Here is a 20399-nt window from a genome sequence, read left to right as displayed (position 1 = left end):
CGGGCGGCGCCGCGATCGAGTGACCCCCACCCGGACGGGTCACGGCTTGATGAGCACCTTCAGCGCTTCGCGGTCCGCCATCGCGCGGTAGCCGGCGGGGACGTCCTCGATGCCGATGGTCCGGTCGAAGACCCGGCCGGGCCGGTACTTGCCGTCGAGGACGTCCGGCAGCAGTTCGGGGATGTAGTGCCGGGCGGGGGCGACGCCGCCGGTGACGGTGACGTTGCGCCGGAACAGCGCCGGGCCGATCGGGCCCTCTTCGTACTGCGGGACGCCGACGCGGCTCACCGAGCCGCCCGGGCGCACGGCCCCGACGGCCATCTCGAACGCGGCCTTCGTGCCGACGCACTCCAGGACGGCGTGCGTGCCCTCGCCGTTCGTCAGGTCCCGCACCTTCTCGATACCCTCCTCGCCGCGTTCGGCGACGACGTCGGTCGCGCCGAACTCGCGGCCGAGGTCGGTCCGCGCCTGGTGGCGTCCCATGAGGACGATCCGTTCGGCGCCCAGCCGCTTCGCGGCGAGGACGGCGGAGAGACCGACCGCGCCGTCGCCGATCACAGTGACGTTCCGGCCCGCGCGCACGCGGGCCTTCGTCGCGGCGTGGTGCCCGGTCGGGAAGACGTCGGACAGCGTGAGCAGCGACGCCAGCAGGTCGTCGTCCTCGGTGTGCGGGACCTTGACGAGAGTGCCGTCGGCCTGCGGCACGCGCACCGCCTCGCCCTGGCCGCCGTCGACGCCCTTCGCGCCCCAGAACCCGCCGTGCAGGCAGGACGTCTGGAGTCCCTCCCGGCAGAACTGGCAGGTGTTGTCGGAATAGACGAAGGGCGCGATGACGAGGTCGCCCTTCGTGACGGTCGTGACGTCCGCGCCCGTCTCCTCGACGATCCCGAGGAACTCGTGCCCGATGCGCCGGCCGTGCTCGCTCGGCGCCATGTCGGCGTACGGCCAGAGGTCGCTGCCGCAGATGCAGGACCGCACGACCCGCAGGATGACGTCGGTCGGTTCGGTCAGCTTCGGGTCCGGGACGGTCTCGACCCGCACGTCGCCGGCGCCGTAGATGACTGTTGCTCGCATACTGGGGGCCTTCCCGTGGCGGTTCGTGACAAACGTCGGGGGTGCGACCGCGGTGGCGCGCCTAGATTTTCGGCCATGACCACGCACACCGCATCCCGCAACCCGTTCGGGGCCCTCGCCCGGGCGGGCCGCCGCCCGTACCTGACCGCCGCGGTCTTCGCGGTGACGCTGGCCTGCGGGATCGCGCAGCTGGCCCACCCGCCGCTGTACGAGGCAATGCACCGCGACGCCACGCGCATCGACGCGGGCGAGTGGTACCGCCTGGTCACGGGCATGTTCTTCCAGGACGGCCGGGCGTTCGGCCTGACGTCGAACCTGCTCTGGCTGGCGGTGTTCGGCACGCTCGCCGAGCGCGTGTTCGGCCGGGTCCGCTGGCTCGTCCTGTACTTCGGCTGCGGCCTGTTCGGGCAGGTCATGAGCTACGTCTGGCTCAACCCGGTCGGCGCGGGCAACTCGATGTGCGTGGCGGGCCTGATCGGCGGCCTCGCGGCCGTGGTCATGGTGGCTTCGCGCCGCTACGGCGTGGTGCTGCCAGTCCAGTTCCGGATCATGGCCTTCGCGGTGCCGGTGCTGGCCGTGGCGGACACGATCGCGCACGACAACCACGGCCTGCCCGCCCTGCTCGGCCTGGCGCTGGGCTTCCTGTTGCTACCGGCTCCGGTAAAGGTCGCGCAGCAGTAGCACCTCGGCGCAGTGGTGGATCATCTCGCGGTGGATGTGCAGCACCAGCGTGGCCATCGGGTACTTCGCGTACGGGCCTTCCGCCGGTCCGCACGGCCGGGCCAGGGCCTCCTCGTCGAGCGATCGCACCCCGGCGACCCACTGCGCGTAGAGCTTCTCGAGCTCGGCGAGTGCCTCGGCGGCCGTCCCGGGGTAGGGGTAGGTGTGGTAGCCGATCGGTTCGCCGCCGAAGTGCGCCGCGATCCGCGCGCCGAGCACGCCGACCAGGATGTGGCCGAGCCGCCAGGCGATCGTCGTGACCGGCGGTGGCGTCGGTTCGGGGTAGACCCAGTCGATGGTGAACGGGCCGGTCCCGGGTTCGTCGCCGGACTTCCGCGGCCGCACGGTCCAGCAGCCCGCGACCGGCTCCCAGAGGTACTCGTCGTCGGTGAGTCCTCCGAGCTTCGGGCGCGTGTACACCGTCCAGTGGAAGTCGAGCTGGTCGGTCAGTTCCTTCGTCCAGTTCACGGCCATACCGGGCACCGTAGGCCGGATCGAGGACAGGGGCGGCCCTGAATCCCGGGTGACCGGGCCCACCTGGGACGATGGTGGGGAATCCCGCTTCTCGCCAGGAGGTCGCCAGGTGCCCAACCCCACCGGTCCGGTTCTCGTCGTGGACTTCGGGGCGCAGTACGCGCAGCTGATCGCCCGGCGCGTCCGCGAGGCACAGATCTACTCGGAGGTCGTGCCGCACAGCGCGTCCACCGAAGAGATCCTCGCGAAGAACCCCGCGGCCATCATCCTTTCCGGCGGTCCTTCGAGCGTGTACGCCGAAGGCGCCCCCGGCATGGACCCGAAGCTCACCGAAGCCGGCGTCCCGATGTTCGGCATTTGCTACGGCCACCAGCTGCTGGCCAGCGCGCTCGGCGGGGTCGTCGAGCCGACCGGCGTGCGCGAGTTCGGCCGCACCGAGGTCCGCGTCACCGGCGACGGCGGTGTCCTGCACGCCGGCCTGCCCGCGCACCAGCCCGCCTGGATGAGCCACAACGACAGCGTCACCAAGGCTCCGGAGGGCGCGGTCGTCACGGCGTCCTCGGACGGCGCCGCGGTCGCCGGCTTCGAAGACGTCGAGCGCCGCTTCGCCGGCGTCCAGTACCACCCGGAGGTCGCGCACTCGCCGCACGGCCAGGAGGTGCTGCGCCGGTTCCTGCACGACATCGCGGGCATCAAGCCGCAGTGGACGACGTCGTCGATCGTCGAGGAGCAGGTCCGGCGGATCCGCGACCAGATCGGTGATGGCCGGGCCATCTGCGGCCTGTCCGGCGGCGTCGACTCCGCCGTGGCCGCGGCTTTGGTGCAGCGCGCCATCGGGGACAGGCTGACCTGCGTGTTCGTCGACCACGGCCTGCTGCGGGCGGGGGAGCGCACCCAGGTCGAGCGCGACTTCGTCGCCGCCACCGGCGTCAACCTGGTGACCGTGGACGCGCGCGAGCGGTTCCTCGACGCGCTCGCCGGCGTCACCGACCCGGAGCAGAAGCGCAAGATCATCGGCCGCGAGTTCATCCGCGTCTTCGAACAGGCCGAGCGGGACCTCAAGGCCCAGGGCGACTACAAGTTCCTGGTCCAAGGCACGCTCTACCCGGACGTCGTCGAGTCCGGCGGCGGCGAAGGCACGGCGAACATCAAGAGCCACCACAACGTCGGCGGCCTGCCGGACGACCTGGAGTTCGAGCTGGTCGAGCCGCTGCGGCTGCTGTTCAAGGACGAGGTCCGGCGGGTCGGCTCGGAGCTGGGCCTGCCCGAGACGATCGTGCAGCGCCAGCCGTTCCCCGGCCCCGGCCTGGGCATCCGGATCATCGGCGCGGTCGACCAGGAGCGCGTGGACACCCTGCGCGCGGCCGACCTGATCGCCCGCGAGGAGCTGACGGCGGCCGGGCTGGACCGCAGCATCTGGCAGTGCCCGGTGGTGCTGCTGGCCGACGTCCGCAGCGTCGGCGTCCAGGGCGACGGCCGGACCTACGGCCACCCGGTGGTGCTGCGGCCGGTGTCGTCGGAGGACGCGATGACCGCGGACTGGACGCGCCTGCCCTACGACGTCCTGGAGCGGATCTCCACGCGCATCACCAACGAGGTCGCGGAGGTCAACCGGGTGGTGCTGGACGTGACGTCCAAGCCGCCGGGCACCATCGAGTGGGAGTGAGTCCACTGTAGACAAGGCTCGAGGCCCCGGCGTGGGATCCGGGGCCTCGAGGGTTCTCGGGGAGGGTCAGCGCCGCCGCTTGCTGCCGAACGACGCGCCGAGGAGCATCAGCCCCACGAACACCGCACCGCCGGCGATCACCCAGCGGAAGTCGAACGAGGGCAGCCAGCTCGCGCCGTCCGAGAGGACGTACGCCGACACCAGCAGCGTCGCGATCCCGAAGATCAGGGTGAAGACGTCCACGCCACCGCGCTTCGCGGGCTGGGTGTCGGCCGGGTTGTCGTAGGCGTAAGGGTTCTGGTCAGTCACGCCGCACCTCCACGTTGCCCACGCTGTTCGAAACCTTCAGGGTGATCTTCTGGCCGCCGACGCCGTCGGGGCCGTTGTCCGTGCCGGTCAGCGCGCCCTGGCTGATGCCGTCGGTCGAGCGGTTGAAGCACCGCGCCTCGCCCGCACCGGTGTGGCAGTCGAAGGTGACGTCGGCGTTGGCGGGCACGAGGACGGTGGTGTCGCCCGCGCCGTTCGACACGGTCGTCGAGTACGGTGCGCCTTCGGGCAGCTCGGTCAGGTCGAGCCGGATGTCGCCGGCCGCGTGCTGGTAGAGCGGCTTCAGCTCGGCGGCCGCCTGCGGGGTCTCCCGGATGTCGCCGACGCCGCCGCGGATGTCGAAGTTCTTGAACGGCGAGGTCGTCAGGACCAGGCCGGCGATGGCCAGCGGGATCGCGAGCCCGATCAGGCCGCGGCCGCCGCGGGCGAACGCGCCGGCGACCAGGCCGATCCCGACCACGCCGAGCACCAGGCCGATGATGTGCTGCGCGTCGAACCAGCCGGCGCCGTTCAAGCCGGCCAGCACCCCGGCGCCGGCGGTCACCACGGCCAGCGCGAACGTCGCCGAGCCGACCTTCGACCGCGGCCGCCGTTCCGGCGCCTGGTAGGACGGCGACGGCGTGGGCTCGTGGACGGGCGGCGTCGCATCGGGGAGGTCCCAGCCGGCCGGGTCGGCGGCGAGGGGGTCCCAGCCGCGCGCCGGTGTGGGCGCCTCGGCGGTGTCGGTCATGGTGAAGGCTCCGTTTCCGGTGAAGGCCGGGTACGACGTCCGCGCGGCGACCGGCGCGGGGCGGTTCAGGTGGCCGCGGCTGCGGTGCAGCAGGTAGAGAGCGGCGGTGATGAGCGCGCAGCTGATCAGCCCGCCGCCGTCGAACCACGACCCGGTGATCGAGCCCCCGGCGCTGACGACGGTGAGGACCATGAGCACGACGGCGAACGCGGGCGACACCGAAGACCGGCCGCGCCCGATCAGGCTCTCGAAGCCGGAGACCTCGTCGCTCTCGCCGGGCAGGAACAACCACCCCAGCAGGTAGAAGGGAATCCCGAAGCCGCCGAAGATCGTCGTGACGACGAGGGCGATCCGCACGACGACGGGATCGATGCCGTACCGGTACCCGATGGCGGCGGCCACCCCGGCCACCTTCCGCCCGGCGTGCGGCCGCCGGGGCCGGCTGACCCAAAAGTCCTTGACGGTCTCCTCGAAGCCGTTCAGGACCCCCGGCTTCTCACTCGCACCACTCATACCGAGAAGCATGCGGCACCCGGGTCGGCGGGACATCCGGGATGGTCCCTGAGGTTTCCCCTGGCTCCCTGGATCAGGGGTTTCCCGGATGGAACCGCCTCCCCGTGCGTGTGACCATGGACGGCGTGCAGGAGTCCCTCGACCACGTTCCCGCCGAGCAGGCGATCACCACCACCGGCCCGGTCGCGCCCAAGATGTTCCGGCGCCGGTCCGGGCGGGCCATCGCCGGGGTCGCCGGTGGGCTCGCCGATCACCTCGGGGTGCCGGTCCTCTGGGTGCGGACGGCGTTCGCCCTGCTCGCCGCGCTCAACGGCGCCGGGCTGCTCGCCTACGGGCTCCTCTGGGTGTTCGTCCAGCAGCAGTCCGAGGAAGCCGCGGACGCGCCGAAGCCGAAGGAGCGCCAGCAGGCGTTCGGCCTGATCGCGCTGGGCGTCGGCCTCGCCGTCGCCAGCGGGACGCTCACCGGGTTCATCAGCGGCTGGGTCGCGGTGCCGCTGGCCGTGGCCATGATCGGTCTCGCGGTCGTCTGGCGGGAGGCCGACGAGTCGCAGCGCCGCCGCTGGCGGGTCGGGGCGAAGGACGGCTTCGCGGGCGCCTTCCTCGGCGGGGGCGGCTGGTCGGCCGCCATCCGGATCGTCGCCGGGGTCGCGCTGGTGATCACCGGCATCACCGTCGTCGTGCTGCGCAGCGGCACCCTCGACCAGGTCCAGTTCGCGCTGATCGCGGTCCTCGCCACGCTGATCGGCGTCGCCGTGCTGACCGTGCCGTTCTGGCTGCGGCTGGTCCGCGACCTCTCCGACGAGCGCAAGGCCCGCATCCGCACCGACGAACGTGCCGAGATCGCCGCCCACCTCCACGACTCCGTGCTGCAGACGCTCGCGCTGATCCAGAAGCAGAGCGAGCAGCCCCGCGAGGTCGCCCGGCTGGCCCGCAGCCAGGAGCGCGAGCTGCGCGGCTGGCTCTACGGCCCGAACGGCTACGGCAAGCCGGCCGAGAAGGTCGAGGAAGCGACCGGCCAGCTGTCCGAGGCGCTCGCGACGGCGTGCGGCGAGGTCGAGGACACCTTCGCGATCTCGGTCGGCCAGGTCGTCGTCGGCGACGCCGAGCTGGACGAATCCCTGGTCGCGCTGGTCCAGGCCGCCCGCGAGGCGATCGTCAACGCGGCCAAGCACGCCGGCGTCGACGAGGTGAGCGTGTACGCCGAGGTCGAGCCGACGTCGGTGACGGTGTTCGTCCGCGACCGCGGCAAGGGCTTCGACCCCGACCTCGTCCCGGACGACCGCCACGGCCTCGCCGACTCGATCCGCGGCCGGATGACCCGCCACGGCGGCACGTGCAAGGTCCGGACGGCGCCGGGCGAGGGCACCGAGGTGCAGCTCGCCATGCCGGTGAAAGCGGGCAAGGGAGCGGCGTGAGGCGGCTATGCTCGACGACGTGACTGACACCCAGCGCGAACCGGTGAAGGTGTTCCTCGTCGACGACCACGCGCTGTTCCGCGCGGGGGTGCGCACCGAGCTCGACTCGATCACCGACGAGGTGCGCGTGGTCGGCGAGGCCGGTTCGGTGGCGGAGGCGGTCGCGGGCATCGCCCGCACGAAGCCCCAGGTGGTGCTCCTCGACGTTCACATGCCCGACGGCGGCGGCGCCGAGGTCCTGCGCCGGGTCCGCCCGGAGCTGCCGGATGTGGTGTTCCTGGCCCTGTCGGTGTCCGATGCGGCGGAGGACGTCATCGCGGTCATCCGAGCGGGCGCGCGCGGCTACGTGACGAAGACGATCTCGTCGAAGGAACTGGTCCGAGCGGTGGTCCGCGTCTCGGACGGCGACGCGGTGTTCTCGCCGCGCCTGGCCGGGTTCGTGCTGGACGCGTTCGCGGATCGCCCGGGTTCGGCGCCGATCAACGACCCCGAGCTGGACCTCCTGACGCCCCGCGAGCGCGACGTCCTGCGCCTGCTGGCGCGGGGGTACGCGTACAAGGAGATCGCGTCGGAGCTGTTCATCTCGGTGAAGACGGTCGAGACGCACGTTTCCAGCGTCCTGCGCAAGACCCAGCTGTCGAACCGCTACGAGCTTTCCCGCTGGGCCTCCGACCGCCGTCTCGTCTGAGGGGTCAGTCCGCCAGGGGAGCGAGCGGCCGCGACGCACGCCCGGTGGTGTCGTCACCAAGCTCATCAGCCTGGTCACCGGGCCCGGCCGCGACCACTCGCTCCGGCTTCTGCAGCCGCGTCAGCGCCACGCCGCCGAGCACGACCACCATCCCCGCGATCACCCGCAGGTGCAGCTGCTCGCCCAGGAACACCGCCCCGAGCAGCACCGAAACCACCGGCAACAGGTACCCGACGACCGAAGCCGCCACCGCGCCCTCGCTCGCCAGCAGCTGGTAGTTCAGCGCGAACGCGATCCCCGTCGAGCCGATGCCCAGCACCAGCACCGCCAGCAGCGGCCCCGTCGACACGTGCACCGGCGCGAACCCGCCCGCCGGCAGCGCGAGAACCAGCATCCCGCTGGCCAGGAGCATCTGCCCGGCCGAGATCGCGTACGGCGAAGACGTCGAGGAAGACAGGTACTTGCCCTCGTAGACGAACGCGAAGCCGTAGCTCGCCGCCGCCGCGAGGCACGCCAGGGCGCCCCAGCTCAACAGCCCCGACGCCTGCCACGGCGCGAAGATCAGCAGGATCCCGCCGAGACCCACGACCAGCCCGGCCAGCCGGGTCCCCGTCATCCGCGACGACGTCCCCATCAGCGGCGCCGCGAGCAGCACCCACAGCGGCGTCGTCGAGTTGAGGACGCCGGTGATGCCCGAATCGACCGTCGTCTCGCCGATCGCGAACAGCAGGAACGGCAGCGCGTTGTGGAAGAACGCCGCGACCGCCAGGTGGCCCCACGTCCGGCGGTCGCGCGGCAGCCGCGCCCGCTGCAGGCGGCACAGCACCAGCAGCATCGCGGCACCGAGCACCAGCCGCGCCAGCACCAGCTGCACCGGCGAGAACATCCCCAGCCCCAGCTTGATCCAGAAGAAGCTCGAGCCCCACATCAGCGCCAGCGCACCGATCCTGAGCAGGGTCTTCGTCTCGCCCACCCCAGTCCTCCTTCGACAGCCGAGGCCAGCTTCGCCCGGACCAGACGTAAGGACAAGCGAAATTAACTGCATGAACACTTAAGCTGAGCTGTACGATCGGGGCATGCTCGACGTCCGCCGCATGCAGGTCCTCCGTGCCGTCATCACCAGCGGGTCGATCACGGCCGCGGCCCGCAACCTCGGCTACACGCCGTCCGCGATCAGCCAGCAGCTGTCCGCGCTGGAACGCGAAGCCGGCACCGAACTGCTCGAACGCGTCGGCCGCGGCGTCCGCCCGACGGCCGCGGGCGCGCTGCTGTCCGAGCACGCCGAGACGCTGAGCGCCGAGCTCGCCAAGGCCGAAGCCGCGCTCACCGAGCTCAAGGAGGGCCGCACCGGGCGCGTGGCCATCCGCTACTTCGCCACCGCCGGCGCGTCGCTCGTCCCGCCCGCCATCGCCGCGGTCCGCCGCGAGCACCCCGGGGTGCGCCTCGACCTCAAGCTGGTCGAGCTCGACGACCCGATCCTCGACGTCGAATCCGGCGACGCGGACGTGGCGATCACCGTCTTCCCCCGCAAGACCCCGCCCGCCAAGGGCATCGAGCTGGTGCACCTGCTCGACGACCCGTACCGGGCCGTGCTCCCGAAGGCCCACCCGCTCGCCCGCAAGCGCGTGCTGGACCTCACCGAATTCGCCGAGGAGTCCTGGGTCGGCGTCGACGGCCTGCCCGGCATCTGCCGCGACATCCTGCAGGGCGCCTGCGCGTCCGCCGGCTTCGCGCCGAACATCGTGGTCGAGTCCGAGGACTACCAGACGGCGCAGGGGTTCGTCGCCGCCGGCATCGGCGTCGGCCTGATCCCCGAACTCGGGCTCGGCGCGCAGCACCCGGGCGTGGTCGTCCGCCGGATCCGCAATCCCGAGCCGGTCCGCGCGATCCACGCCGCGGTCGCTTCGCGGGCCTCGGGCCACCCGGCCGTCCGCACGCTGCTGGCCGCCATGCGCGCGGCGACCGCCAAGGTGGCCTAGACGAAGAACAGCTCGGTGACGAGGATGCCGACCAGCACCGCGGCGAGGATCGCGGCCACGGTGACCAGCGTCTTCTTCGACACCGGCAGGTTCCACGCCGGGGCCTGGGCCTGCTGGGGGCCACCCGGCACCGGCCGCGGCGCGTAATGCGTCGGCGGCGGCGCCACCGGCTGCATCCGCTGGGTCTCCTCCGCCCCGGCGTAGTGCGGCGCGGACACCGGCATCGGCTGCTGGAACTGCGGCCCCGACGGCGGCATCGGCGGCCCCGCGGCCGCCAGACCCGGGTTGAAGGGCGGCGGCGGGGGCGGGGGCGGCTGCATCCCGGGCGCGGTCGGCGGGATGAACGCCGTTTCGCGGCCTTCGGTGATCGCCTTCAGCGAGTGGACGGTGTCGGCCATCGTCGGCCGCGTGTCCGGGTCCAGGCGCAGCATCTTGCGCAGCGCTTCGGTCAGGACACCGGAGTTCTGCGGTGGGCGTTCGGACGACTGGCCGTCGTCCCCGAACGGTGGCACACCTTCGACGGCGGTGTAGAGCGTCGCGCCGAGGGAGAAGACGTCCGCCGCCGGCGTGCCCGGCAGCCCGCGCGCGACCTCGGGCGCCACGTACGCCGCGTGCGGCCCGCCGCCGCTGATGCCGATGTCGGTGAGCTTGACGCCGCCGTCATCGGCCAGCAGCACGGTGCCCGGCTCGAGGGTGCGGTGCACGAACCCGGCGCCGTGGATGGCCGCGAGGGCGTTGCCGAGCTGGATGCCCAGCTGCGCCGCCTGGTCGGGGGTGAGCCGGCCGTGCTCGGCGAGGAACGTCGCCATGCTGCGCGACGGGATGTACTCCATCACCAGCCAGACGTCCTGGCCGTCCGGCAGCACGTCGAACACCTTGATCGCGCACGGGTGCTCGATCCGGGCGGCGTCCTTGCCTTCCTGCATGGCGGCGGCGCGCGCCTGCTCGGCGCGTTCGCCCGCGCCGACCGGCAGGTACATCCGCTTCATCGCGACGGTGCGGAACAGCCGCGTGTCGAACGCCAGCCACACGATGCCGGCGCGGCCGCGGCCGATCGGCTGGTCCAGCCGGAACCGGCCGCCGACGATGGTGCCTTCGGAACTCAAAACTGACCTCGGGGCATCAGGTACCGGCTCCCGAAGGAGTGGTGGGCGTAACGGGCGTGGTGGGCGTCGTTTCCGGAGTCGTCTCAGCAGGTGTCGTCGTCTTCGGCGTCGTCGACTTCGGCGTGGTGGTCGCCGGTTCGGTGTTCCGCGACGTCGTGGTCTTCTTCGACGACGAGGTCGACTCGGTCACCGGAGGCGGCACGTCGGCCGTGCTGACCTCGTCGGTCGAGGTCGGTGTCGGCGTCTCCGAAGTCGCGACCGGCGACGGCTTGCTGCTGGACACCGGCGCGGCCGGTGCCTCCGGGTTGTTCGGGCTCAGCAGCCAGACGACGAGCGCGACCAGGCCCACGACCACGACACCGCCGATGATCGCCGGGCGCTTCCAGGCGCCGGGCTTGCCCTCGTCGTCGTCGACCGGGCTCATCTGCGGACGGGACCGGACCGGGGGCGGCGGGGGCCCGTCGTCGTAATCGTCGTAGTCGTCCTCGTACCCGCCCTGCTCGTGCGGCGGCACGGGGACGGCGCGGGTGGCGGCCAGGCCGGGCGGGACGCCCCCGGCCGCGCGGTGGTCGTCCTCGTAGTGGTCGTACCCGTCGTAGTCGTCCTCCGGGTAACCGGTGGCCTCCGGGTAGTCGTCCTCGTCGTAGAACGGGACGGCCTGCGTCGGCGCCCCACCGCCGCCGCCGAGCAGCGTGCCCGAGTGCCCCGCGGGGATCTCGTCGAACATCTGCGTCGCGTTCGGGTCGGCGGCGGCTGCTGCCCCGAGGACGCCGGCGGACGGCGCCATCATGGTCTCGTCGGCCGGGCCGCCGAGCGGCGTCTCGCCGCGGGCGACGGCCGCGAGCAGCTCCTCGCACTCCTCGGCGGTCGGCCGGTGCTCGATCTCCGGGTGCAGCAGCACGGCCAGCACGCTGGCCAGCGGCCCGGACTGGCGCGGCGGGTTGATCTGCCCGGCCGCGACGGCGTGCAGCAGGCTCAGCGTGTTCTCGGACAGCCCGAACGGCGGCTGGCCCTCGCACGCCGCGTAGAGCGTCGAGCCGAGGGAGAAGACGTCGGACTCCGGCCCCGGCTCGCCGCCGATGGCGACCTCGGGGGCCAGGTAGGCGGGGGTGCCGGCGATCATCCCGGTCTTGGTGACCGTGACGTCGTCCTTGGCGCGGGAGATGCCGAAGTCGGTGATCTTCACGACGCCGTTGCCGCCGAGCAGGATGTTGCCCGGCTTGATGTCGCGGTGCACGATGCCGACCGCGTGCGCCTCGCGCAGCGCCGCGGCGACCTGGGCGCCGATGCGCGCCACCTCGGTCGGCGGCAGCGTGCGGCGCTCCTGCAACACGGCGGCCAGGCTGGTGGAGTTGAGGTACTCCATGATCAGGCACGGCTGCCCGTTGTCGTCGGTGACGACGTCGAACACGGAGATCGCGTTGGGGTGGTGCAGCCGGGCCGCGATCCGGCCCTCGCGCATCGTCCGCTGGCGGGCGTCCTCGGCGTCGTGCTGGTCCAGGTGCGGCTGGAGCAGGAGCTGCTTGATGGCCACGGTGCGGCCCAGGACCTCGTCGTGCGCCTGCCAGACGGCCCCCATCGCGCCCGTGCCGATCCGGCCGACGATGCGGTATCGATCGGCGACCAGACGACCCTCGTCGCTCACGCGACCTCCCTTTGGGCTCCGGCTTCACCAGGGCGTGCGGATCGGTGCCTGGTGACGCGGCCACGAGCACGCCGCTTCGCTGGAGCGTATGCACATGTCGTGGGCTCTGAGCCGGTTTTTCCGAGACCGGCCCGTGACAAGGCTAGGCGCTCACTCTGCGCACACGAATCCGGCACGGGCACTTGAACCAGGGGTGAAGGGGTGATCGCCGTGGGCTACATGTACTGGGCCGAGACCAGCTCGGCTTCGGTGATCAGCCCACCGGTGTCAGCCACCCGGAACAGCTGGGTGACGCGCACCAGCGCGCCGTCCGGCCGGTGCAGCGTCGCGACCGCGAGGATCGAGCCGTCCGGCTGCATCTGCGTGTCGGCTTCCTGGACGTCGATGGCGTCCATCGCGCTCCAGGTGCGGACCAGCTCGCCGGCCGTGCCGTCGACCAGCGCCGGGCTCAGCAGCGCCAACGCGCCGGAGGGGTCGCGGGCGATCGCGGCGTAGAAGTCCTTGACGGCCTGGATCTTGCGGCTGGTGCTGCGCGCGTCGGCGGCCTTGTCCGGGACCGGGTCGGCCGCGGCCGGTGTGGGCTGGGTGCGCGGGGTGCCGTTCGCCGGCCGGGCGGACGGGGTGTCCTCGGCCTGCGACGTCGCCGGGCTGTGCCGCTCCGGCGCGCTGCCGCCGGCCTGGTGCTGCGGGACGGCGAGGCCGCCGAGCTCCGCGGCGCCGGTGAACCCGGCGGGCGTGGACTGCCCGCCGGACGGGGCGGCGGCGCGGTGCGAACTGGTCAGCATCGGCGCGGCGACCACGGCACCGGCGACGAGCGCGCCCGCGGCGACCAGCCCGGTCAGCTTCGCGCGGCGCGCGAACCGGCTTTCCGGCTCGCCGGCCTCTTCGGCCTGCTCCGGCTCGCGGACCGGCTCGGTCCGGGCGGGCAGGAACCGCTGCGGGTCGCGGAAGACCTGCTCCAGGTGGTCGCGGTCGGCGTCGGCGACACCGTCCAGGATGTCGGCCGGGATGACGTCCTCGACGCGGACGGCGTGGGGTGACTCACGCCGTGTGCGCTGCCGATCAAGCACGAAAGTCCTCGCTCTGGGTTCCGGGGACGGGCACTCGGCCGTTCGGCCGGGCTCCCGTTGGTCCGGTCGGCCGACTCGTGGCCGGTTTCCGGATTCGTTGTCGTCAGGTAACCCTGTGCGGACGGCGACCACCAGGCTCTGTCGCCGGAATGCCGTCGCGATACGACGAGCGGCAGCTTATGTCACCCACCCGGACCAGGCATAACCGCTCGGCGCACCGCACGTGCATCGGAACGGGCGAACCGCACGTGCAGGTCCGGCTACTGGCCGTCAGCGGTGATCTTGTCGCCGTCGCCGAAGGTCAGCGTGCGTTCCTCGACCGTCTTGGTCCCGTCGGTGTGGGTGACTTCGACGGTGTTCACGGTGACGCCGCGCTGCTGGTCGATGCTGACCTTCTTGACTTCGAAGTAGGCGATGCCGGCGTAGCGGTCGGCGAGTGCCTGCGGCCCCTGGTCGTGCAGCCGTCCGGTGGTCACCGACGACGCCGCGGCCGGGTCGGTGGTGACGGTGTTGAAGAACTTCTCCGAGTTGTCCCCCATGGTCTGGGCGTCCGGCGGGAAGGAGTACCACCACGGCGGCTTGACCGGCGTCTCGCGCTGGGCGGGCGTGACCGGCGGCTTCCGCGGCGCCGCGCTCGGGACGGCGGGGCCGGTGGTCGCGGTGCCGGGGGAGGCGGTGCCGGCGTCGGCCGGGGCAGTGGCGTCGTCGACCGGCCCGCCACCCCCGCCACTCTGGGCCTTCCCGCTTTCCGGCGGCGCGGCGCTCTCCGGCCCGGCCCCGGAGCCGCCCTGCGTGGGCGGCCGGTGTTCCTCGGTGGGATCGGCGATCGTCGGCACGCCCTGGTAGCCGGGCCAGGCGCCCTGCACGGCCTGGTCCACCGGCGGCTTCCCGACCAGGAAGGACCCGGCGCACAGCAGCCCGACGACCACGGCACCGGACGCGCCGGTGGCGAACCAGGCCGCCTTCCGCCAGGTCTTGGGTGGCGTCACGGAGGCGGGCACGGACCCGATGGTGAAGCCGCCGAGGCCGTCGATGGGAGGAGCGGAGTAGACGCGGACGTCGTCTTCGTCGAGGTCGACGCATCGGGGAGCGGGGGCGGCCAGCGAGACGCGCGTCCGCCGGGCGACCTGCTCGGCATGGGTCTCGGCGACCGGCGTTTCGTCCGGCTCGCTGTCTTCGTCGCCGATCGGGAGACTCCCGTGCGCGGCCGGGAAGAGCGGAGCGGCGGGCCGCCGGTCACGCGGCTGCGGAAGGGGGAGCAGCCCGGAAACGGGCGCATCCGGTTCGGCGCTCACGCCCCGAAAAGGGCGGCTGTCCACCTCCGGCCCGGCCAGCCGGCCGGAGAAGCCGGAGATCTCGGCGGGGTATTGGTGGCAACGCCCATCCGACGGCCCACCGTGAGGTTGGTGCGGCAAGGCATAGGCCTCGCCGGGCCCGTATGAGAAGCCGGGCTGCGGCGACCCGTAGGCCCCGCTGTCGTGTGTCTCGCCGGGCCCGTATCGGAAGCCGGGCTGCGGCGACCCGTAGGCCGCGCCGTCGTGGGTCTCGCCGGGCCCGTACCGAAGGCCGGGCTGTGGCAACCCGTAGGCCGCGCCCTCGTGCGTCTCGCCGGGCCCGTACCGAAGGCCGGGCTGCGGTAACCCGTAGCCACCCTCCGGCGCGTGCCGCAACCCCGGCTCCGGCGCACCGGCCGCGTGGTGCCGCACCGGGCGGTGCTGCGGCAGCGGCGGCGTCCAGCTCTCCGCGCCGCCGCGCCGGTGCCGCCCGGGATGAGCGGGCGCCGCACCGCGTCCGTGGAACTCCGTGCCTTGGCTCATGTGGGCTCGACCACCCGGCAGTGCGGTCCTGACGCCATCCGGCGGCACGACGACCCGATCGGAGCACCCTCACGCGCGGAATCCCGTTCGGAATACTGCGCAAATGCACGCGCACGCGACAGCGGGCGCGCGGGGCCACTGCCCCCGCGCGTCCCCCGGGCATCGCCCGACCCAGACGCAAGGGTCCTCACAACGTCAACCCTAGGAGCATCCGGTGGAGAAAGTCGCCCCCAAACCTGCAAGTTGCAGAGGTTTCACTCGGTCGGGCGCGACCGAACGGGCGATGGTGACGCTGCGAAGTTTCACGCAGCGCCATCGCCCCTGATCAGGGCTTTCAGCCTCCCGTGCGGTAACGGTCCCGCGTGGACTGCAGCGCCTTCGTCGCCACCACACCGCTACCCGCGGCGACGATGATCGCGAAGACGTCCAGCGTCGGTCCCCCGGCCGTGAGCAACCAGGCGAACAGCGAGGCCGCGGTGGTACCGCCGGCAACGGCCCACCTGCTCTTGACGTACTGCGCGACCGGAGTGCCCCCGGCCCGCTTGCCCGCCGCGTTGTTGAGCAACGCCAAATACCCCACATGGCCCAGCGCGGCCAGCACGCTCGCGAGCGCGACGATGACGGCGATGAGGTTCACGAGCCAGTCCATGGCTCCAGTCTGCCCGCACGGGGGCCGCCGGTGCCTCGGGGAAGTCCCCGAATTCGGGCAACCGTTACCGCCCGAGCCGCCCGCGGCCCAGGTTCAGCAGCGCCATGGCCAGCTGCCGGCCGTCCGGGCCGAGCTCGCGGTAGCGCGCGAGCACGTCCATCTCGCGGTTGTAGACGATGCGCGTGCCGCCCGCGGCCATCCGCGCGGCCCCGATCGTCTTGGACACCTCGACCCGGCGTTTGACCAGCCGCAGGATCTCCTTGTCCAGGTGGTCGATCTCCTGCCGGAGCGCCGCGATGTCGTCGCCCGCGGGGGTGTGTTCGGCGGGCTGGCCGTCGGCGTTCGTCGCGTGTGCGTTCATCGGGACCTCTTCCTCGAGACCCGGACCCGGCCCCGAGACGGCGACAGCCCCGGGGTCCGTGGACTCCGGGGCTGGCGTGATGGCGGTTCGGGCACTACGCGATCACAGGAGCCGGAGTCCGGGTCCCGTAAAAAAATCGCTCCGCGTGGTGCCGCATGAGATCAGTATGGCACAGCGGTGTGCAGCCGCTCCCGCACCGAGCGCACCCGGGCGTGCACCAGGAGGCTCAGCCCGAGCCAGAAGAGCGGGAAGGCCGGCCAGAAGAACCCGGCGCCCAGCACGACCCAGCGGACGAGCACCAGCGCGGCGATCGCGGCGACGACGGCGGCGTGGACGCGCAGCGCGGGGTGCCGCCGCAGCGCGGCCCGGCTCAACGGGAAACCGGGCGACGGCGGCGCCGGCCGCGGCAGGTCGGCGGTCAGCGCGGCGAGTTCGTCGGTGAACCGCGCGGCGTAGACGCGGCTGAGGCGCTCTTCGACCTCGTCGAGGGTGAGCCGGCCCTCGGAGCCGGCGGTCTGGACGGTGGTGGCGACGCGTTCGCGATCGGCGTCGGCGGCCCGGATCCGGGCGGAGCTGGTGTCTTCCATGTCCACCGATGCTCCGCGCGCGGGGGCCGCCGCGCGTCGGACGCCGGGCGACATCCGGCGGTACGCCCGCCGCCGTACGGGAACCGCGCCCGGACACACCCGACGACTTTGCCGGGCCGGCACCCACCCGGGGTAGCGTGGACGCCACGATGGACACCCTCTTCGATCTCCCCGCCGCGACCCCTGTGCGCAAGCCCGCCGCCGGCGGGCAGGCCGAGCTGCTCGACGACCTCAACCCCGCCCAGCGCGAAGCCGTCACCCACGCCGGTGGCCCGCTGCTGGTGGTGGCGGGTGCCGGATCGGGCAAGACCCGGGTGCTGACCCGCCGGATCGCGTACCTGCTCGGGCAGCGCCGCGTGCACCCCGGCGAAATCATGGCGATCACGTTCACCAACAAGGCCGCCGCCGAGATGCGCGAGCGCGTTGCCGCCCTCGTCGGGCGCCGCGCGAACGCCATGTGGGTGTCGACGTTCCACTCGATGTGCGTCCGGATCCTGCGTCGTGAAGCCAAAACGCTGGACATGTCGTCGAGCTTCTCCATCTACGACTCCGACGACACCAAGCGGCTGATCACCCTGGTGGCCCGGGACCTCGACATCGACCCGAAGCGCTACGCCGCCCGCACGCTCGCGGTGCACATCTCGAACCTGAAGAACGAGCTCACCGACCCGGAGACCGCGGCGGCGAACGCGGGCAACGACCTCGAGCGCCGCGTCGCCGAGGTCTACGGCGAGTACCAGCGGCGGCTCAACCAGGCCAACGCCTTCGACTTCGACGACCTGATCATGCGCACGGTCTCGCTGCTGCAGGCGTTCCCGGACGTCGCCGAGTACTACCGGCGGCGCTTCCGCCACGTCCTGGTCGACGAGTACCAGGACACGAACCACGCGCAGTACACGCTGGTCCGCGAGCTGGCCGGGACGGCGCCGAACGAAGCCGGTGTCGAGCCGGCCGAGCTGGTCGTCGTCGGTGACGCGGACCAGTCGATCTACGCCTTCCGCGGCGCGACGATCCGGAACATCGAGGAGTTCGAGCGGGACTTCCCGAACGCGCACACCATCCTGCTGGAGCAGAACTACCGCTCCACGCAGACGATCCTGTCCGCGGCCAACGCCGTCATCGAGCGGAACCCGAACCGCCGCGCCAAGCGGCTGTGGACGGATTCGGGCGACGGCGAGAAGATCGTCGGCTACGTCGCGGACAACGACCACGACGAAGCCGCGTTCGTCGCGGGCGAAATCGACGCGCTGGCGGAGAAGGGCGAAGCCGACTACTCCGACGTCGCCGTCTTCTACCGCACCAACAACCAGTCCCGCGTCTTCGAAGAGATCTTTATCCGGCTCGGCCTGCCGTACAAGGTCGTCGGCGGCGTGCGGTTCTACGAGCGGCGCGAAGTCCGCGACATGATCGCCTACCTGCGCGTGCTGGCGAACCCGGAAGACACGGTCAGCCTGCGGCGCGTGCTGAACGTGCCCAAGCGCGGCATCGGCGACCGCGCCGAAGCCGTCGTGGCGACCCACGCCGAGCGCGAGCGGATCTCCTTCGCGCAGGCGCTGCGGGACGCCGTCGAGGGCAAGGTGCCGCTGCTGAACCCCCGCTCGGTCAAGGCGATCGGCGGTTTCGTGGCGCTGCTCGACGAGCTGGGGACGCTGGTTTCCGACGGCGCCGAGGTGCACGACGTCCTGGAAGCCGTGCTGGACAAGACCGGCTACCGCGTCGAGCTCGAGGAGTCGGAAGACCCGCAGGACCACACGCGGGTGGAGAACCTGGACGAGCTCGTCACCGTGGCCCGGGAGTTCACCGAGATCACCGCCGAGGTGGTCGCGGACGAGAACGCCGAGCTGGTCGTCGAGGAAGGCGTTCCGGCGCCGGGCTCGCTGCCGGCGTTCCTCGAGCGCGTGTCGCTGGTCGCGGACGCGGATTCGGTGCCCTCGCCCGACGGCGGCGAGGAGGGCGACGGCGGCGCGGGCGTGGTCACGCTGATGACCGTGCACACCGCGAAGGGCCTGGAGTACCCGGTGGTGTTCTGCACCGGCTGGGAGGACGGCGTCTTCCCGCACATGCGCGCGCTGGGCGACCCGACGGAGCTGGCCGAGGAACGGCGGCTCGCGTACGTCGCGATCACGCGGGCCAGGAAGCGGCTGTACGTCTCGCGCGCGATCACGCGCTCGGCGTGGGGTCAGCCGTCGATGAACCCGGCGTCGCGGTTCCTCGACGAGCTGCCGCCGGACCTGGTCGACTGGCGGCGGCTGGAGCCGTCGAGCAGCGGCTTCGGCTCGTTCGGTTCCGGTTCCCGCGGCACCCCGCGGGCGGCGACCACCTGGGGCGGCCGGCGGTCTTCGTCGCCGTCTTCGTCGGGAACGCCGTCGTTCGGCAAGGGCTGGAAGGACACGGTGGCGCTGAAGCTGGACGTCGGCGACCGGGTGAGCCACGACAAGTACGGCCTCGGCACGGTGATCTCCTGCGACGGCGTGGGCCCGCGCGCGACGGCCACGATCGACTTCGGCCAGGCGGGCAAGGTCCGCCTGATGCTCATCGGCAGCGTCCCGATGGTGAAGCTCTAGCCCGGCCGCCACTCGTCCGAGTGAATCCGGCGGCGATCTCCCCGATCGCCGCCGGAATCGTCGTACCCGCCCGGTACAACTGACCCCGTCATCGAACAAAGGTTCGACGGAGGGGGTAGTGTGGTGTGGACGCGGTGCTGTTTGGGCTTCTGGCCGAAGGGGTACAGAAATACCTGCGAGGAGTCCTGGGGTCGACGGTTCCGGATCGGGGTCGGGAGCCTTCGGGGGCTTCAGGAAATCCTTCGCCTGCGGGAGCGGAGGCGTGCCGGCTGGCCGCCGCCTGGCGAGCGTTGCTCAGGCAACACGAGCTCGGCGCGGACGGGCGTTGTGTCACCTGCGGCCGGGGACGCCGCTGGACGACCAGGGCTCGGAGTGCCGCGCGTGTCCGCTCCGCGGGGGGCGCACGGGGAGCTGTGCCCTGGGGTTGGTTGCCGGTCCGCCGCCCGGCGGAGCTGTGCACGGTGTGGCAGATCGCGGTGGCGTACTTCATCCGCCGTTCACCGGGCGGCCAGCGGTAGGTCGTTTCGGGCGCTGAGGCGACTGTGGGCGGCGTTTGGCGGCCCCGGAGTGGTTCGGGTCGTCCGACTGCTCTCGGCTCGATCTGGGGCGTTTCCGGTGATCCGTGTGATCGGCAGCGGCTTCCGCGCGGCTCGTGCCCGCGGGGATGCGATCTCGCCGGAACCGCTTGGCGCGGCCCGCACTCGCGGAGAGGTGCACTCGCCGGAACCGCTTGGTGCTGCCCGTGTTCGCGGCGAAGTTCCCTCGCCGAACCAGCGCGATGCCATCCGGCGTTCACCCGCTGACCAAGACTTACCCGATCCGGGTGTTTGTGTTTGGCCCTCAGCGGTGAACCTTGATCTCGTGACCGGTTCCAGCACCCGAGCGGCTCGGCGGAGCGCGTGCCTTCAGCGCCCTGCGCCGGGTGTGCCCGCCTGCGCTGTCCCGGCCGGAGCGGACGCTCGCTCTACGGCCGGGGTCCCGCCGCTGGTGCCTGCTCCCGCGGAGGGAGCGAAC

At 72.3% G+C, this 20399-nt stretch carries 18 protein-coding genes; 6 read left to right on the top strand and 12 right to left on the bottom strand.

The features are described 5' to 3' along the window. Positions 1-39: 39 nt before the first annotated feature. The gene (locus H5965_RS02370) at positions 40-1074 is read right to left on the bottom strand and encodes a zinc-dependent alcohol dehydrogenase family protein (RefSeq protein WP_310967566.1); all 1035 of its coding nucleotides are present in this window, start codon (positions 1072-1074) and stop codon (positions 40-42) included. A 75-nt stretch (positions 1075-1149) separates the two neighbouring features. On the opposite strand from H5965_RS02370, the gene H5965_RS02365 reads away from it, so the two are divergent. After that, positions 1150-1755 carry a rhomboid family intramembrane serine protease gene (locus H5965_RS02365; protein WP_310967565.1) on the top strand — a complete coding sequence of 202 codons (606 nt, stop codon included), beginning with the start codon at positions 1150-1152 and terminating at the stop codon, positions 1753-1755. On the opposite strand, the gene H5965_RS02360 is transcribed toward H5965_RS02365, so the two are convergent. Next, positions 1723-2268 carry a DinB family protein gene (locus H5965_RS02360; RefSeq protein ID WP_310967564.1) on the bottom strand — a complete coding sequence of 182 codons (546 nt, stop codon included), beginning with the start codon at positions 2266-2268 and terminating at the stop codon, positions 1723-1725. The genes H5965_RS02365 and H5965_RS02360 overlap by 33 nt on opposite strands. Before the next feature lie 109 nt (positions 2269-2377). Between H5965_RS02360 and guaA the strand changes: the two genes are divergently transcribed. Further along, on the top strand, positions 2378-3934 hold the full coding sequence (gene guaA / locus H5965_RS02355; RefSeq protein ID WP_310967562.1) for a glutamine-hydrolyzing GMP synthase: 1557 nt from the start codon (positions 2378-2380) through the stop codon (positions 3932-3934). A 66-nt stretch (positions 3935-4000) separates the two neighbouring features. Here the strand turns inward: guaA and H5965_RS02350 are convergent, their stop codons facing one another. Beyond that, on the bottom strand, positions 4001-4243 hold the full coding sequence (locus tag H5965_RS02350) for a hypothetical protein (RefSeq protein ID WP_310967560.1): 243 nt from the start codon (positions 4241-4243) through the stop codon (positions 4001-4003). Continuing rightward, on the bottom strand, positions 4236-5504 hold the full coding sequence (locus H5965_RS02345) for a PspC domain-containing protein (RefSeq protein WP_310967558.1): 1269 nt from the start codon (positions 5502-5504) through the stop codon (positions 4236-4238). Before H5965_RS02345 ends, H5965_RS02350 begins: the two co-directional genes overlap by 8 nt. 110 nt (positions 5505-5614) lie before the next feature. Here H5965_RS02345 and H5965_RS02340 point away from each other — a divergent pair, with 110 nt between their 5' ends. Both H5965_RS02340 and H5965_RS02335 read left to right on the top strand, forming a co-directional pair. Continuing rightward, positions 5615-6919 (top strand): PspC domain-containing protein, encoded by a 1305-nt coding sequence (locus H5965_RS02340; RefSeq protein ID WP_310968477.1) that lies wholly within the window; start codon positions 5615-5617, stop codon positions 6917-6919. A gap of 7 nt (positions 6920-6926) precedes the next feature. After that, on the top strand, positions 6927-7607 hold the full coding sequence (locus tag H5965_RS02335; protein WP_086672798.1) for a response regulator transcription factor: 681 nt from the start codon (positions 6927-6929) through the stop codon (positions 7605-7607). A 4-nt stretch (positions 7608-7611) separates the two neighbouring features. Here H5965_RS02335 and H5965_RS02330 read toward each other — a convergent pair whose 3' ends face one another. Continuing rightward, positions 7612-8580, bottom strand: coding sequence for a DMT family transporter (locus tag H5965_RS02330; protein ID WP_310967556.1), 969 nt, complete (start codon positions 8578-8580; stop codon positions 7612-7614). A gap of 103 nt (positions 8581-8683) precedes the next feature. Here H5965_RS02330 and H5965_RS02325 point away from each other — a divergent pair, with 103 nt between their 5' ends. Then, positions 8684-9586: a LysR family transcriptional regulator gene (locus tag H5965_RS02325; RefSeq protein ID WP_310967553.1), complete on the top strand. Its 903-nt coding sequence runs from the start codon at positions 8684-8686 to the stop codon at positions 9584-9586. On the opposite strand, the gene H5965_RS02320 is transcribed toward H5965_RS02325, so the two are convergent. The 7 genes from H5965_RS02320 to H5965_RS02290 all read right to left on the bottom strand — a co-directional run bounded on the left by H5965_RS02320 (position 9583) and on the right by H5965_RS02290 (position 16821). Then, positions 9583-10692 (bottom strand): serine/threonine-protein kinase, encoded by a 1110-nt coding sequence (locus H5965_RS02320; protein ID WP_310967551.1) that lies wholly within the window; start codon positions 10690-10692, stop codon positions 9583-9585. The two genes, H5965_RS02325 and H5965_RS02320, sit on opposite strands and share 4 nt — an antisense overlap. Before the next feature lie 16 nt (positions 10693-10708). Then, the gene (locus H5965_RS02315; protein WP_310967549.1) at positions 10709-12337 is read right to left on the bottom strand and encodes a serine/threonine-protein kinase; all 1629 of its coding nucleotides are present in this window, start codon (positions 12335-12337) and stop codon (positions 10709-10711) included. Positions 12338-12552: 215 nt separating this feature from the next. Then, a complete protein-coding gene (locus H5965_RS02310; protein WP_310967547.1) occupies positions 12553-13407 on the bottom strand; it encodes a hypothetical protein in 855 nt (284 codons plus the stop codon). 260 nt (positions 13408-13667) lie between these two features. Further along, positions 13668-14702, bottom strand: coding sequence for a hypothetical protein (locus H5965_RS02305; RefSeq protein WP_310967545.1), 1035 nt, complete (start codon positions 14700-14702; stop codon positions 13668-13670). Positions 14703-15558: 856 nt separating this feature from the next. Continuing rightward, positions 15559-15873 (bottom strand): hypothetical protein, encoded by a 315-nt coding sequence (locus H5965_RS02300; protein ID WP_310967544.1) that lies wholly within the window; start codon positions 15871-15873, stop codon positions 15559-15561. A gap of 64 nt (positions 15874-15937) precedes the next feature. Then, a complete protein-coding gene (locus H5965_RS02295) occupies positions 15938-16234 on the bottom strand; it encodes a chorismate mutase (RefSeq protein ID WP_310967542.1) in 297 nt (98 codons plus the stop codon). 161 nt (positions 16235-16395) lie between these two features. Further along, positions 16396-16821, bottom strand: coding sequence for a DUF1707 domain-containing protein (locus tag H5965_RS02290; RefSeq protein ID WP_310967541.1), 426 nt, complete (start codon positions 16819-16821; stop codon positions 16396-16398). A 149-nt stretch (positions 16822-16970) separates the two neighbouring features. Here H5965_RS02290 and pcrA point away from each other — a divergent pair, with 149 nt between their 5' ends. Continuing rightward, on the top strand, positions 16971-19385 hold the full coding sequence (gene pcrA / locus H5965_RS02285) for a DNA helicase PcrA (RefSeq protein WP_310967540.1): 2415 nt from the start codon (positions 16971-16973) through the stop codon (positions 19383-19385). The last annotated feature ends 1014 nt before the right edge of the window (positions 19386-20399 follow it).

The sequence above is a fragment of the Amycolatopsis sp. 505 genome, from assembly GCF_031625235.1.
Classification (GTDB): domain Bacteria; phylum Actinomycetota; class Actinomycetes; order Mycobacteriales; family Pseudonocardiaceae; genus Amycolatopsis.
This window is presented reverse-complemented; position numbering and strand designations above follow the sequence as displayed.

Coding starts and splice junctions, on each gene's coding strand:
- H5965_RS02325 (WP_310967553.1), top strand. CDS start 8,684: ATGCTCGACGTCCGCCGCATGCAGGTCCTCCGTGCCGTCATCACCAGC.
- H5965_RS02335 (WP_086672798.1), top strand. CDS start 6,927: ATGCTCGACGACGTGACTGACACCCAGCGCGAACCGGTGAAGGTGTTC.
- H5965_RS02345 (WP_310967558.1), bottom strand. CDS start 5,504: ATGAGTGGTGCGAGTGAGAAGCCGGGGGTCCTGAACGGCTTCGAGGAG.
- H5965_RS02370 (WP_310967566.1), bottom strand. CDS start 1,074: ATGCGAGCAACAGTCATCTACGGCGCCGGCGACGTGCGGGTCGAGACC.
- H5965_RS02365 (WP_310967565.1), top strand. CDS start 1,150: ATGACCACGCACACCGCATCCCGCAACCCGTTCGGGGCCCTCGCCCGG.
- H5965_RS02360 (WP_310967564.1), bottom strand. CDS start 2,268: ATGGCCGTGAACTGGACGAAGGAACTGACCGACCAGCTCGACTTCCAC.
- H5965_RS02290 (WP_310967541.1), bottom strand. CDS start 16,821: ATGGAAGACACCAGCTCCGCCCGGATCCGGGCCGCCGACGCCGATCGC.
- pcrA (WP_310967540.1), top strand. CDS start 16,971: ATGGACACCCTCTTCGATCTCCCCGCCGCGACCCCTGTGCGCAAGCCC.
- H5965_RS02300 (WP_310967544.1), bottom strand. CDS start 15,873: ATGGACTGGCTCGTGAACCTCATCGCCGTCATCGTCGCGCTCGCGAGC.
- H5965_RS02295 (WP_310967542.1), bottom strand. CDS start 16,234: ATGAACGCACACGCGACGAACGCCGACGGCCAGCCCGCCGAACACACC.